9 protein-coding genes are annotated in these 14,614 nt (G+C 68.1%); 2 read left to right on the forward strand and 7 right to left on the reverse strand.

All coding sequences use genetic code 11. The features are described from left to right. The first annotated feature begins 121 nt into the window (after nucleotides 1–121). Nucleotides 122–826, forward strand: a complete 705-nt coding sequence (locus KXS11_RS05535; RefSeq protein ID WP_437384553.1) for a DUF4191 domain-containing protein — start codon at nucleotides 122–124, stop codon at nucleotides 824–826. Nucleotides 827–920: 94 nt separating this feature from the next. Here the strand turns inward: KXS11_RS05535 and KXS11_RS05540 are convergent, their stop codons facing one another. Next, nucleotides 921–1,352 (reverse strand): RDD family protein, encoded by a 432-nt coding sequence (locus KXS11_RS05540; protein WP_437384554.1) that lies wholly within the window; start codon nucleotides 1,350–1,352, stop codon nucleotides 921–923. A gap of 139 nt (nucleotides 1,353–1,491) precedes the next feature. Between KXS11_RS05540 and glnA the strand changes: the two genes are divergently transcribed. Beyond that, nucleotides 1,492–2,916, forward strand: a complete 1,425-nt coding sequence (gene glnA / locus KXS11_RS05545; protein ID WP_437384555.1) for a type I glutamate--ammonia ligase — start codon at nucleotides 1,492–1,494, stop codon at nucleotides 2,914–2,916. Nucleotides 2,917–2,994: 78 nt separating this feature from the next. Here the strand turns inward: glnA and KXS11_RS05550 are convergent, their stop codons facing one another. From KXS11_RS05550 to KXS11_RS05575, 6 genes are all read right to left on the reverse strand, one after another. Continuing rightward, nucleotides 2,995–4,434: a UDP-glucose dehydrogenase family protein gene (locus KXS11_RS05550; RefSeq protein ID WP_437384556.1), complete on the reverse strand. Its 1,440-nt coding sequence runs from the start codon at nucleotides 4,432–4,434 to the stop codon at nucleotides 2,995–2,997. Between the two features lie 82 nt (nucleotides 4,435–4,516). Next, nucleotides 4,517–6,004 (reverse strand): glycoside hydrolase family 26 protein, encoded by a 1,488-nt coding sequence (locus tag KXS11_RS05555; RefSeq protein ID WP_437384557.1) that lies wholly within the window; start codon nucleotides 6,002–6,004, stop codon nucleotides 4,517–4,519. Continuing rightward, nucleotides 5,997–7,565, reverse strand: a complete 1,569-nt coding sequence (locus tag KXS11_RS05560) for a glycosyltransferase (RefSeq protein WP_437384558.1) — start codon at nucleotides 7,563–7,565, stop codon at nucleotides 5,997–5,999. The genes KXS11_RS05555 and KXS11_RS05560 overlap by 8 nt, the downstream gene beginning before the upstream one ends. Before the next feature lie 462 nt (nucleotides 7,566–8,027). Further along, nucleotides 8,028–11,045 (reverse strand): bifunctional [glutamine synthetase] adenylyltransferase/[glutamine synthetase]-adenylyl-L-tyrosine phosphorylase, encoded by a 3,018-nt coding sequence (locus tag KXS11_RS05565; RefSeq protein WP_437384559.1) that lies wholly within the window; start codon nucleotides 11,043–11,045, stop codon nucleotides 8,028–8,030. Between the two features lie 18 nt (nucleotides 11,046–11,063). Then, nucleotides 11,064–12,419: a glutamine synthetase family protein gene (locus KXS11_RS05570; protein ID WP_437384560.1), complete on the reverse strand. Its 1,356-nt coding sequence runs from the start codon at nucleotides 12,417–12,419 to the stop codon at nucleotides 11,064–11,066. A 97-nt stretch (nucleotides 12,420–12,516) separates the two neighbouring features. Continuing rightward, nucleotides 12,517–14,481 (reverse strand): hypothetical protein, encoded by a 1,965-nt coding sequence (locus tag KXS11_RS05575; RefSeq protein WP_437384561.1) that lies wholly within the window; start codon nucleotides 14,479–14,481, stop codon nucleotides 12,517–12,519. Nucleotides 14,482–14,614: the final 133 nt, after the last annotated feature.

The following is a 14,614-nucleotide window of genomic DNA, read 5'->3' on the forward strand; positions in this document are numbered from 1 at the left end:
CTCATGCGTCAGGCACCCGCGCGGCGCCCGGATCAGGCTGCCGTGGACAACTCGGGGAGGCATCGCCCCTGTGGAGGACATCGCCGCATCGACATCCTCCAGCACCAGCTATCCTTGGACCATGGCTCAGAAGGACGCGCCCCCGGCGGCGCAGAAGGAACCAGGGCGACTCAAGCAGCTCTGGCAGGTGTTGCAGCTCACGCGTCGTCACGACAAGTCAGCGCAGTGGTTGATGCTCGGAGGCTTCCTGCTGCCCGTGCTGATCGGCGTCGCCGTCGCGCTGCTGTTCTCGGCCGGGAACATCTTCGCGCTCGTCATGTGGATCATCGCCGGGGTGCTCGCGGGCATCCTCGCTGCGCTGTTCATCCTCACGCGTCGTGCCGACAAGGTCGTCTACACGCAGATCGAAGGACGCCCGGGCGCCGTCGGTCAGGTGCTCCGCGCGGCCCCGCGGTCGTGGCAGACGAGCGAGATGCCCGTCGCGGTGAACCCGAAGACGCAGGACGCGATCTACCGCGCCGTCGGCCGTGGCGGCGTCGCCCTCATCGCCGAGGGACCGCGCTCGCGCACCGCCCGTCTCCTCGAGGATGAGAGGCGCAAGGTCACCCGCATCCTGCCGAACGTCCCCGTCACGGTCTTCCACGTCGGACCCGACGCGGACTCGGTGCCGCTGCGCCAGCTGTCCGGCGCCCTCAAGAAGGTCAAGAAGTCCCTGACGAACCCCGAGGTCCTCGCCGTCAGCAACCGCCTCTCGTCGTTCGGCACGCAGCTGCCCATCCCCAAGGGCGTCGACCCGATGAAGGTTCGCCCGCAGCGCGTGCGCTGAGCACCCGAATCAGCTGAACCCGGCGGGACACCTGCCGACGCGAACGGCCGCCCTCGATCGAGAGGGCGGCCGTTCTTCGCGTGCAGCGCGGGCGTCAGCGGACGCGCAGGAGCACCGTCCCCGCGACCTTGTCGTGGAAGCCGCGCTGGTCGGAATCCCAGACGAGGGCCGGGACCACGACGCAGAGGAGCACCGTCCGCACCGCCGGACGCCAGATCCCGACCCAGCCGCCCGTGAGCGGCATGAGGCGCATGCCGCACAGTCGGTGGCCGATGCTGCCGCCGATGGTCGGGATGAACACGAGCTGCATGACGGCGAAGATCACGAGGGTCGCCGTGGCGTCGTACGAGAAGAACGCGACGCTCAGCACGACCGCGAGGGCCCAGTCGATGACCAGGGCGGCGATCCTGCGCCCGACGCGGGCGACCGACCGCGGTCCGCTCACCGGGAGTCCGAGGCGTTCGCCGGGGAAGGTACTGGGAGGAAGCTCTCCGAAGGTGCGGGGATTCTGCGGGGTCTGTGGCACTGTGCCATTCTATTCGGGCGGGGATTCTCGTAACATCCACGAAACATGGGTGTCATAGCGGGGTAACCCCCTCCCCGTAGTCTCACAGGTGGCTGCGCTGTGCAGCCTCCCTGTACCAACCCCATTTGGAGCCATTCACATGTTCAGTGATTCTTCCGAAGTGCTCAAGTTCATCAAGGACACCGATGTCAAGTTCCTTGACATCCGCTTCACCGACCTCCCCGGCGTGCAGCAGCACTTCAACATCCCGGCCAGCACCGTCGACGAGGAGTTCTTCACCGTCGGCCAGCTCTTCGATGGCTCGTCCATCCGTGGCTTCGCCAACATCCACGAGTCGGACATGCAGCTCATCCCGGATGTCTCCACCGCGTACATCGACGCCTTCCGCGCCGAGCGCACGCTCATCATGGTCTTCGACATCTACAACCCGCGCAACGGCGAGATCTACTCGAAGGACCCGCGTCAGGTCGCGAAGAAGGCCGAGAAGTACCTCGCCTCCACCGGCATCGCAGACACCGCGTTCTTCGCCCCGGAGGCGGAGTTCTACATCTTCGACGACGTGCGCTACGAGGTCAACCAGCACTCGAGCTTCTACTCGGTCGACTCCGAAGAGGGCGCCTGGAACACCGGTCGTGCGGAAGAGGGCGGAAACCTCGCCAACAAGACCCCGTACAAGGGTGGCTACTTCCCCGTCAGCCCTGTCGACAAGCAGGCCGACCTCCGCGACGACATCAGCCTCAAGCTGATCGACGCCGGCCTCATCCTCGAGCGCGCTCACCACGAGGTGGGTACCGGCGGCCAGGCCGAGATCAACTACCGCTTCGACACGATGGTCGCCGCTGCCGACGACATCCTGAAGTTCAAGTACATCGTGAAGAACACGGCCGAGCAGTGGGGCAAGACCGCCACGTTCATGCCGAAGCCGCTCTTCGGCGACAACGGCTCGGGCATGCACACCCACCAGTCGCTCTGGAGCGAGGGCAAGCCGCTCTTCTACGACGAGAACGGCTACGGCGGTCTCTCCGACCTCGCGCGCTGGTACATCGGTGGTCTCCTGAAGCACGCCCCCGCGGTGCTCGCCTTCACGAACCCGACGGTGAACTCCTACCACCGCCTCGTCCCCGGCTTCGAGGCTCCGGTCAACCTGGTCTACTCGGCCGGTAACCGTTCCGCCTCGATCCGTATCCCGATCACGGGCACGAACCCGAAGGCCAAGCGCATCGAGTTCCGCGCGCCCGACGCCTCCGGCAACCCGTACCTGGCGTTCGCCGCTCAGCTCATGGCTGGCCTCGACGGCATCAAGAACCGCATCGAGCCGCACGAGCCCGTCGACAAGGACCTCTACGAGCTGCCGCCCGAAGAGGCCAAGAACATCCCCCAGGTGCCGGCTTCGCTCGGCGCAGCGCTCGAGGCGCTCGAGGCGGACCACGAGTTCCTCCTCGCCGGCAACGTGTTCACGCCGGAGCTCATCGAGACCTGGATCCAGTACAAGCGCGAGAACGAGATCAAGCCGCTGGCCCAGCGTCCGCACCCGTTCGAGTTCGAGCTGTACTACGGCGTCTGATTCGTCCACGGCAACACGGAACCGCCCGTCATCCCCTCAGGATGGCGGGCGGTTCCGCGTTACCGCAGACGTGGCGACTCAGCGTGTGATGAGTTCCGCTTGACGCGCCGCGAGCAGGCGGGCTGCCTGTGCGACGGCTGCCGGCGGGGCCGCTTGCCCGAGACCGGTGTACGACCAGCCGGCAGCCGACCATGCGGCCGGGTCGAGGCAGTTGCGGGCGTCGACGATCACGCGACTCGTCACGAGCTCACCGAGTGCAGCGGGGCTCTGCCGCTGGAACTCCGGCCACTCCGTGAGGACGAGCACCGCATCGGCACCGGACACCGCCGATTCGACGCCGTCGGCGTAGGTGAGGGTCGGGAACATGGCTCGAGCCGTCTCCCCCGCCTCGGGGTCGTACACCACGACGTGGGCCCCGCGCAGGTGCAGCGCTGCGGCGACGTTCAGCGCTGGCGAGTCGCGGACGTCATCGGTGTCGGGCTTGAAGGCCGCGCCGAGGACTCCGATGCGCCGGTTGAGGACCGTGCCACCGCACGCCTCGATGGTGCGGTCGATCACCCGCTGGCGCTGCCCCATGTTGATCTCATCGACCTGTTGCAGGAGACCTGCGGCCGCGTAGGCGCCCAGCTCGCTCGACCGGTGCATGAGTGCCCGGATGTCCTTCGGCAGACAGCCGCCGCCGAACCCGAGGCCGGCGTTCAGGAACTGTCGACCGATGCGCACGTCGTGGCCGAGGGCGTCGGCAAGCTGCGAGACATCCGCACCGGCCGCCTCGCACACCTCGGCGATCGCGTTGATGAACGAGATCTTCGTCGCGAGGAAGGCGTTCGCGCTCACCTTCACCAGTTCCGCTGTCGGGAGGTCGCAGACCAGGACAGGCGTGCCGTTCTGGATCGGCAGCTCGTAGACGGCGCGGAGGACGGCCTCGGAGCGCGGGCTCGTCCCGCCGAACACGATCCGGTCGGGCCGGAGGGTGTCGTCGACGGCTTTGCCCTCCCGGAGGAACTCGGGGTTCCAGACGAGTTCGACGTCGATGCCGTCGGGCACGAGGTCGGCGATCAGGCTCCGGAGACGTGCCGCCGTGCCCACGGGAACCGTCGACTTGCCGACGATGACACCGTCATGCGTCAGGTTGCTCGCCACAGCACTGGTCGCGGCCTCCACGTAACTCAGGTTCGCTGCGAAACTCGCCTTCTGCTGCGGCGTCCCGACGCAGATGAAGTGCACGTCGGAGATCGCCGTCGCCTCCGCCAGGTCGGTGGTGAACCGGAGGCGCCCGGATGACACGTGCTTGAGGATGAGTTCGGGGAGGCCCGGTTCGAAGAACGGCACCCGCCCCTCGCTCAAGGCGGCGACCTTTGCCGGATCGGTGTCGACCCCGATCACCTCGAACCCCATCTCCGCCATGGCGGCGGCGTGCGTCGCGCCGAGGTATCCGGTGCCGATGACGCTGATCCTCGGTCGGTTCTGGGCACGGGCCTTGATCTCGTTGCCGCTGGTGCTCTGCTTCTTGTCCATGAGGTGCTCCTTGCTGCTGGATGGGCCGTACGGAAGGGATGCCCGGTGGGCGAAGCGGGTGCGCTCCGCCCACCGGGCCGGATCAGGTCGGGATGAGGGTGAAGTTCGCCTCCGGTCTCGTGAGTCCGGTGATGAACGCCGCGAGACTGTCGGCTCTGGAGTCGATCCTCCAGTCATTGGTCGTCCGCTCGCCCTCGACGTAGGTGGTGATCGCGAGGCTGAACCAGACGAGCCCGATCACATCCGCGTTCTTCGGTTGGCTGAGCGCCTCGAACATCGATGCGAGCCAGGCCGCCTTGTGCCCACCGGTCTCCGAAGCGCCCACCTCCGCGAGGATGATCGGCTTGGTCGTGAGCGCCCGCAGCGCGTCGAGCGAACGGTCGAACGTGTACCCGAAGGTGAAGTCGTTGTCCGGCTTGTAGGCGGGACGCAGATAGCCGGAGAGTCCTATCCAGTCGACGTAGTCGTCACCCGGGTAGAGGCTCGCGAGGTACTCGGGCGTCTGGTGGTGCTTCGGCAGGTTGTTGATGATGTTCGGTGCCCACACCCACATGACGAGGGCGTTCGCACCCTCTTGCTCGAAGATGTCGTGCACGTGCTGCCACACCTTCACGTAGTCACCCGGGCGGTTCCCGTTGATCGGCTTGCCCTGACCGTCCATCTCCGCCCACGGGTACCAGATGCCGTTCATCTCGTGGTTGAACCGCAGGGCGAGCGGGAGTCCGGTGGCGACGATGTCCTTCGCGTACTGGCGGATGTACTCGTCGTACGCGCCCGGCACGCCGGTCGCCGCGTCTCCGAGGATCTTCGGGAGCGTGTACTCGGGCTCGTTCACCACGTCGTTGCCCGAAGTGATGGGTCGTGACTCCCAGGTCACCATGGGCAGCATGCCGCGAGCCCAGGCCCGAGTGACCGCGTCGCCCCGGAACGCCTGGTCCCAGCCCTGGAAGTAGCCGACGAGTCCGGGGGTGACACCGAGTTTGGCCGCAGTGTTGTCGAGCGAGGCCCAACTGAACGGCGCCTGTTCGGTGTACATGCCGAAGTATCGTGAGCTCGGCGAGACGAGCTCGGACACGCTCGGCGCCGTGACGGGCGTGGTCGTCTGTCCGCCGTCCCCGGAACCCCCACCACCGCCAGCGCCCGAACCGCCCGCACCGCCGCCATCGGAACCACCACCGCCTGGTGTACTCGGTGTGGCACGCTTCGCCTCGGCCAATGCGCGCTCCGCCGCTGCCACCTGCTGCTGGGCCGTTGCGAGTTGCTTCGCCTGTGCGGCGAGCTGCTGCGTGTAGGACGTTCGCTCCTGCGAGAGCGTCGTCTTCTGGCCGGCGAGGGTGGTTTCGAGCTCCGCGACCTGCTTCGCCAAGTCCTCGTTCTCCTCCACGAGCGGGTTGATCGTCTTGATGGCGCTGGCAGCGGTGTCGGAGAGAGCCTGTTCGACCTTCTCCGGCGACACCCACACGATCCCCGTGATGACGACGAGGGTGCTGGCGAGGACGGCGGCAGCGGCGAAGGTGGCCCGCGAGTTCCGCTTGCTACTCGCCCACCAGTTGTTGAATTGACTAGACAATGAACATCGCCTCCACTGCGAAGATCGCGATACCGATGACGTACGGCCAGGCGGCCTTGGGGTTCAACCGACGACGCTGCGCTCGGCGCGGTTCGCGTCGTGCGGCAGCGCGGCGGGTCGTCGCCGCGATCTCGGTGCGCTCCAGCACCGCGGTCCCGCCGGCTCCGGTCGACGCGCCCCCGGACTCGGAGTCGAACATCGATGTGATCACTTCCAGGTCACCGTCGGGTCCTCCGGCGGCGTCGGCGGCCTGGACGATCCGAGGGGTCGGGCCAGGCTGTGACGCCTCGAGCGCGAGTTCGTCGTCCTGAGCCCCTCCGGCGTACGCCCCGGCCCGTGTCCCCCAGCCGCTCGCGTGGCCCATCCGGAAGAAGCCGATGAGCCGGATCGGCATGAGGAAGAAGGTCGACACGATGATGAACGCGGGAAGTCGGAGGAAGTCGGTGGGCTTCTCCGACAGGTGACGCATCTGTCGGATCGCCATGCTGATCACCGAGGAGAGGACCATGAGCCCGAGGACGAACGCGAGCCCGACCTGGATGCCGTATTGCGCAAGGAAGCCCTCGTACAGGTTGTAGCCCTGACCGGTGAGCGCCCGGTACACCCAGCCGCCGATCACGCCCGCCAGGAGGAACGGCAGAATGATGTCCATCACGAAGAAGAACGCGAGAACGGGTGCATGTCCGAGCATCCACGGCAGCATGCGGAGGGTGTTGTACTGGCTCCCCCGAGCCCAGCGCAGCTGCTGCTTGAAGAGCTTCTTCACCTGGAGCGGCGCATCGGTGTACACGAGGCTCGTGTACTGGTAGACGGTGCGGTATCCCTCCTTGAGGGTGAGGTTCGTGAGGGTGCGGTCGTCCGAGACCTCGAGGAACACACCCATGAAGCGCTCGGTCATGAACTTGTCCATGACCTTCTCGAGGATGCTCCGCCGGAACGCGATGGTGCGGCCGGGCAGGCAACCGATCTGTCCGAGCACGCTCTGGGCCGGCATCGAGTACAGCGCCCTCGAGTTCTCCAGCCAGTCCGCCCACCGCGTGATCCAGCTGCGTTCCGGCTCGAGGATGCGCTGGCGGGTCGTGACGCCACCGACCCGTGCGTCCGCGAACGGCTTGACGAGCTCGCTGAGGGTGTTCTCGGTCCAGACGGTGTCCGAGTCGACGAGCACCGTGATGTCGCCGGTGGAGAGCTCCGTGCCGATCATGACCGCGTTGCGCTTGCCCGGAATGGGCGTGTGCACCCATCGGACGGCCGGCGCGAACTCCTCGCACACCCCCTCGAGCGCGTGGTTGGGTGCGCCGTTGATGACGACGATGATCTCATCGGGTCGCTGCTCGACCATGCGCTGGAGCACGTCACGGAAGAGGTCGAGTGGCTCGTCGACCACGGGCACGACGACGCTCGTCGTGACCGTCGGGGTGTCGGTGTAGGGCTTGTAGCGTGCCGACAGGACGACTTTGAGGATCCACAGGACCCAGATGAGCGCCGAGTAGATCGCGAACATGTACAGCTCCGGATGGCCTCCGAGCATATGCCTGATCTGCAGGATGAAGATGAACACTGGCCAGTCCCTTCGTGGATGCGAGGTCGGTCTTGGACGTCCACGTCGTTGGGAACGGAGGTAGCAGGTGCGTTCGCTGGCTCATTCTTCACACACCCCCGAACAGGGGGCAATGACGTGTGATCTGCCGGAAACAATCCGGCAACACCGCGCTCGTCCCCCTCGTGGAGGACCTGTGTCGGTAGCTCGGGGGACGGTGTCCCCCGAGCTACCGACACCCGTCAGAGGCGCTCCGGAGCAGCGTTCGATGACGGTTCCCTGTCCTCCTCAGGGTGGACAGCCCTCGCGTGAATCCGCAGATGTGCAGCGATGCGCAGGGCATGCTGAAGCTTGCTGACACGCGCCCGCGAGGGCGTTCCGCACGCTGAGAGGGAGGTCGCCCCGACCGGGCTCAGCGGGCTCGGGAATGGCCGGGAGAATTTACACAGGACGTGCGGAGAACCCTCACCCGGCGCACAGGGGTCATCCCGCCTGTGGCGGTTCGATGCCGTAGAACGCGTGCTCGAAGACGGTCCGCGCACGTCTCGTGACGGCGAGATAATCCTGCTCCAGGAGACTCGCCGAACCCGGTGGGTACTCGAGGAGACGCGCGACACCCTCGAGCTGTTGACGATCGCTCGGCAGGACGTCCTGGGTCTTGTTCAGCCAGAGCGTCATGGCGGAGCGCGCACGGGATGCGAAGAGCCAGGCGTCCCGGAGGCGCGCTGCGGCATCCTCCTCGACCAGACCCGCAGTCACAGCCGCGTCGAGCGCACGGAGCGTCGATGTCGTCCGGAGCGCTGGCACGGCCGCACCATGTTCGAGCTGGAGCAACTGCACGAACCACTCGACGTCGCTGAGCGACCCTCGACCGAGCTTCAGATGTCGGGTCGGGTCGGCTCCCTGTGGGAGCCGCTCGTTCTCCACCCTCGCTTTGATCCGCTTGACCTCACGGACCGACTGGTCACTGATGGACTCGGGATACCGGACGGTGTCGGCCACCTCTGTGAATGCATCGATGAGCGACACGTCCCCGACCACTCCTGCGGCGCGGAGCAGCGCCTGGGCCTCCCAGGTGAGCGACCATCGGGCGTAGTAGTTCCGGTAGGAGTCGAGCGAGCGCACGAGCGGGCCGTTCTTGCCCTCCGGGCGCAGGTCGAGGTCGAGGTCGAGCGGGAGACGGGCGTCCTCGCTCAACCGCTTGAGCTCTGATGCGATCGACCCCGCCTGGCGTTGCGCCTCCTGTGAGTCGACGTCCTCTGCCGCTCGGAACACGTAGAGCACGTCGAGGTCCGAACCGAGGCCGAGTTCGGCTCCCCCGTAGCGACCCATGGCGATGATCGCGAACTCGATGTCGCCCCCCGCGCCACCGACGCCCCTGATGGCGCCGAGGAGACCGGTGAGCGTCGCAGAGGAGACGTCGGTGAGGCCGGCCGCGAGTCCTTGGACGTCGAGGATGCCGACCGTCGAGGACACGGCGAGACGGAGCACCTCACGTCGCCGCACGGCCCGGATGGCCGCCGCGGCGCTGTCGGTCGTGTCGTGTCTGCGGAGGATCGCGGCGATCTCCTCGTCGAGGGCGGCTCGCGAACGCGGGAGCAGGTCCTCGTCGCCGGCGAGCCACGCGGCCGACTCCGGAATGCGGTCCATGAGCTCACCGATGAAGCGGGAGCCCGACAGGACCCGCGTCAACCGCTCTGCCGCACCGGACGAGTCGCGCAGCATGCGCAGGAACCAGTGCGATTCACCGAGTGACTCGCTCAGCCGGCGGAACGCGAGCAGACCGTAGTCGGGGTCGGCGCCGTCGGCGAACCACCCCAGCATGACCGGCAGGAGGTGGCGCTGGATGTTCGCCCGGCGGGACACTCCAGCGGTGAGCGCGCCGATGTGTGCGAGGGCACCGCGGGGGTCGACGAAACCGATGGCCGCGAGACGCGCCTCCGCCTGTCCACTCGTCAGGCTCAGACCGCCCTCGGGCAGCGCGGCGACCGCTGAGAGGAGCGGGCGGTAGAACAGACGTTCGTGCAGCTGCCGCACCTCGTGTTTGGTCGCCTCCCAGCGGGTGACGAGGGCCTGTGCGGTCGTTGCGAGCGTGCTCGACCTGGCCAGTGCGCGCAGTGACGGCTCATCGCGCGGCATCATGTGCGTGCGGTGCAGCTTCGTCAGCTGCAACCGGTGCTCCAACACCCGGAGCAGGCGATAGTCGTTCGCGAACTCCTGCGCCTCGGTCCGCCCGATGTAGCCGGCGGTCGCAAGCCCGTCGAGGGCGCCCAGGGTGTTGCGCTGGTGCACGGTGTCGTCGAGCTGTCCGTGCACGAGCTGGAGCAGCTGCACGGTGAACTCGATGTCACGCAGGCCGCCCGGACCGAGCTTCAGCTGGTAGTGGACGTCCTCCGCCGGGATGTTCTCGGTGACGCGTTCGCGCATCCGTTGCACGGACTCGACGAACCCCTCGCGGGAAGCGCTCCCCCAGACCTTCGGCTGGACGGCCTCGATGTAGCGGGCACCGAGTTCGAGGTCGCCGGCGAAGGCGCGCGCTTTGAGCAACGCCTGGAACTCCCAGCTCTTCGCCCAGCGGTCGTAGTAGACGAGATGCGATTCGAGCGTCCTGACGAGGGCGCCGGCCTTGCCCTCCGGGCGCAGGTTCGGGTCGACCTCCCACAGCCCGGGTTCGAAACCGGCCTGACTCAGACCGCGCATCGTGAGCACGGCGAGGCGCGTCGCGATCTCGACTGCTCGTCCGTTCTCGAGACCTCCGTCACCCGGTTCGACGCTCGTGCCCTCGCCGACGAAGATGACGTCGACGTCCGACACGTAGTTGAGCTCGCGGGCGCCGGCCTTGCCCATGCCGATGATGGCGAAGCGGGTGGCCGCGACCTCGTCGCGCGGATACACACCGGGACCGCGGGGGCCGCTCGACTGAGCCCGGGCGACCGCGATCGACGCCTCGAGCGCCCCGGCGGCGAGGTCGGCGAGCGCACCGGCCACGCGGTCGAGGACGGCGACGGGGTCGGGTGCGCAGAGATCGAACAATGCGACCTCCGCGAGGAGGCGTCGATACACGACCCGGATCGCATCCCACGCGGGTTCCTCGACGATCGATGCGAACCCTTCCACCGCGCCGACGCTCGCAAGGAGCTCCGTGCGTGCCTCCTCGAGTGTCGGCACGCGGGTGACCGGAAGCTCGAAGACCGTCAATTGGTCGGGGTGCCTCAAGAAGAAGTCGATGAACCCCTGCGAAGCACCGAAGAGTCGCAGCAGCCGCTCGGTCCGGTCCGTGTCGCCCAACAGTGAGCCCAGCTCTGACGGGGACTTCCGGCCGACCATGAGCACGCCGACGAGTGCGGCGTCCGGATCTGCGGCGACCGCGAAGGACGGCGCGATCTCAGCCGGATCCACCGACACGAGCGCGCCGAGCTCGTCCAGGCGCTCCCTGGCAGCGCCGAGCTCGGCGAACCCGAGTCGCGCGAGCGTACTGAGCGAGAGGTGCTCCCGGACCATGACCGACCGCGCCCGTGCCTAGAGCATCTCCAGATTGCTCGACAGCTCGAACGGTGTCACCTGGGCGCGGTACTCCTGCCACTCCTGACGCTTGTTCAGCAGGACGTAGTTGAACACCTGCTCACCGAGGGTCTGCGCGACGAGTTCGGAGCCCTCCATGAGGCTGACGGCACGGTCGAGGCTTGCCGGGAGGGCGTTGTAGCCGAGTGCACGGCGCTCGGTGTCCGACAGGGTCCAGACGTTGTCTTCGGCCTCCGGAGGAAGCTCGTAGCCCTCCTCGATGCCCTTGAGGCCCGCGGCGAGCATGAGCGAGAAGGCGAGATAGGGGTTCGCGGCCGAATCGATGGCGCGGTACTCCACGCGCGCGCTCTGCCCCTTGTTCGGCTTGTACAGCGGGACCCGGACGAGAGCCGAGCGGTTGTTGTGACCCCAGCAGACGAAGCTCGGTGCCTCGGCCAGCTTGTTCGGGCCGACGCCGCCCCAGAGACGCTTGTAGGAGTTCACGAACTGGTTCGTGACGGCGGTGATCTCGGGCGCGTGCGTGAGCAGGCCGGCGATGAACTGACGACCCGTCTTCGAGAGCTGGTACTGCGCACCGGCCTCGTAGAACGCGTTCGCGTCCCCTTCGAACAGCGACATGTGCGTGTGCATACCGCTGCCGGGCTGGTGCACGAGCGGCTTCGGCATGAACGTGGCGTACACGCCCTGCTCGATCGCGACCTCCTTGACGACGGTACGGAAGGTCATGATGTTGTCGGCCGTGGTGAGGGCGTCGGCGTACCGGAGGTCGATCTCGTTCTGGCCGGGGCCGGCCTCGTGGTGACTGAACTCCACGGAGATGCCGAGATCTTCCAGCATGCGGACGGAGCGACGGCGGAAGTCGTGGGCCGTGCCGCCGGGAACGTTGTCGAAGTAGCCTGCGGAGTCGACGGGCTCCGGGCCGTTCACGCCGTACTGCGAGGACTTGAGCAGGTAGAACTCGATCTCCGGGTGCGTGTAGAAGGTGAAGCCCATGTCTGCCGCTTTGGCGAGCGTGCGCTTCAGCACGTTGCGGGGATCGGCGACGGCGGGCTGGCCGTCCGGCGTGGTGATGTCGCAGAACATCCGGGCGGTCGGATCGATCTCGCCCCGCCACGGCAGGATCTGGAAGGTCGTCGGGTCCGGATGGGCCAGCAGGTCCGACTCGTAGGATCGGCTGAGGCCTTCAATGGCCGAACCGTCGAAACCGAGACCCTCGCTGAACGCCCCCTCGACCTCGGCCGGGGCGATGGCCACGGACTTCAGGGTGCCGACGACGTCGGTGAACCACAGCCGGACGAACTTGACGCCCCGCTCCTCGATCGTGCGGAGAACGAAGTCGCGCTGCTTATCCATCTGCCCCTCTTTCTTCGGCCGGCGGCCCGTCTCTAGGCTACTGGCTCGGGGACGGTTCCGCGCTCATCGGCGCGGGCCGGGGTCGCCCTCGCCGCACTCACCACCAGCCGAGGACGTACACGATGTTCCACACCGCCGTCGCCCCCCAGAGCAGGGAGACCGCCGTGATCCGGAGACGCGATCCGCGGTGAGCGCCCTGCCAGACGGGGATGAGCCCGATGCAGCTCACGAGGAGTGCGATCGACAGCCAGGGAAGCGCTGCGGGGAGGCCGAGTAGATGTGTGGCAGGGCTCGTCTCGGCCGAGCGCACCAGGATGACCGCACCGGCGATCGCCCAGCTCGCGCCGAACACCGGCGCGATGCCGAGCGTGAGACCCGCCTGCACGGGCTCCCGCCGCAGCGCCTGGGCGATGAGCCGGTACGCCCAGGCGATCGACCAGGCGAGAGCGACGATCCCGAAGAGGGCCGGCAGCACCAGCAGGAGCCACCAACCACCGGTCCCTGTCGTCGTCTGCTGGACCCAGCGAGGGCTCGCGGACACGTCGCCGGCGCCGACCACGGCGACCGCCGCATCATCGACGGCGCAGAGCGCCGCGCGGTACGACGCAGGATCGGACAACCAGTTGGCCACCGCGATGACGGCGCATCCGCTCGACGCGGTCGGAACCGCGCCGGCCCCTGGGAACGAGGCCGCGGTCGCCTGGGGCAGCGACGCGCTCGCGGAGCCGAGGACGGCGGCGTCCTGTTCCGGGGCGGAGAGGACGAGGGCTGGGAGGTCGACCGCGGCGGGGGCCGGCGTGGGCGCGATCCCGAGCGCAGTGCAGGTCCCCGCCGAGACGTCCTCGAGCAACGTCGTCGTGGTTGCCTCGGTGTCGGCGGTCTCGGGGGCGGCGGTCTCGGTCGTTCCAGGCCAGCCGACCGTGGAACAGGCGAGCGCCCAGTCCTGTACCGGGCCCGACTCGCGGATCGACGACAGCACCTCGTCGGTGAGCGCGTCCACGGCGTCCTGACGTCCGTCCACGACGGAAGCGAGGGCCAGCGGCAGAGCGGCCTGGGTCGTCGGGTCTGCGAGCGCGCGGGCGGCGATCGCGAGGAACGCATCCGCACCGACGGTGACGCCACCCGGTCCGGCTGTCGTGTGCGGCTCACCCTCGAACACCGCTGCGGCTTCGGCGAGCGTCGTGGCCGATCGGTCGAGCGCGCTCGCCGCCGCGACCGCTTCGGCGTCGCCGGACTCCCGGGGCGCTCCGCCCTCGGCGCCCGCGGCTTGGGCCGCACTGGTCGCAGGTGCGGGCGCACCGGTCGACACGTCGGCATCCGTCATCGCCGGGTCGTCACCGCGGCCCTGCACGACCGCCAGCGCCGCAGCGACGCCGCTGGCGGAGACGATCCCTGGAGCGCCGAGGTCAGGACCGTCGACGACGATGCCCACGACCCCTTCCGGATCGACGCCGGGTGCGGCAAGGGCGATACCCGCTGACGTCCCGACCGCCATGACCGTCCATGAGCGGTAGCCGAGCTGCTCGCGGAGGGCTCTGAGGTCGAACGCGGATGGTGCGACACCGAAGTCGCTCGCGGTCACCCCGTCCTCCTGCCAGGTGGCGGAGCACGACGTCAGCGCCGTCGTGATCGACTCGACTGCCGCAGCACGGTCTTCAGCAGTGCTCAACGCCGCGACGAAGGCGTCGACCGCTGGCGCGCACTCGAGTGAGGGACTCGCATCCGCACCACCCCTGCGCTCGACGAACACGACGTCCCGGTCGGCTGCGAGACCGCGCTGGACGGCGAGGGCCGTGACGTCGACGTCGGAGAGCGGCACGCCGCCCGACAGATAGACGATGGGCGGTCGGCCGGTGTCGAGCGCGGCCGGCACGATCACGTAGGGCAGCGTCGCCGTCGGCGAGTCGGGCACCCCTCTGGACACCGGCACGGTGAGTTCACCGCAGCGGGACCCGCCGGGCACGTCGACGACGCATTCCGCCGGGTCGACAGCCGTCCGTGCTGCGCCGGACGCGGCGATGACAGAGCCGGGCGCCACCATGCCGAACAGTACGGCTGCCATACCGGCTGCGATCAACAGACGTCTCCGTTGACGGTCGATCCTGCGCATGCGTCCCCCCGCTCGAGCTCCCCTGAACGCCATCCTGGCGGATCAGCACGCACCCGCGGAAGGGGGTCATCCCGGCAAATCGTCG

Origin of the sequence: Plantibacter flavus, from assembly GCF_051487245.1 — a bacterium.
GTDB classification, from domain to species: Bacteria; Actinomycetota; Actinomycetes; order Actinomycetales; family Microbacteriaceae; genus Plantibacter; species Plantibacter flavus_B.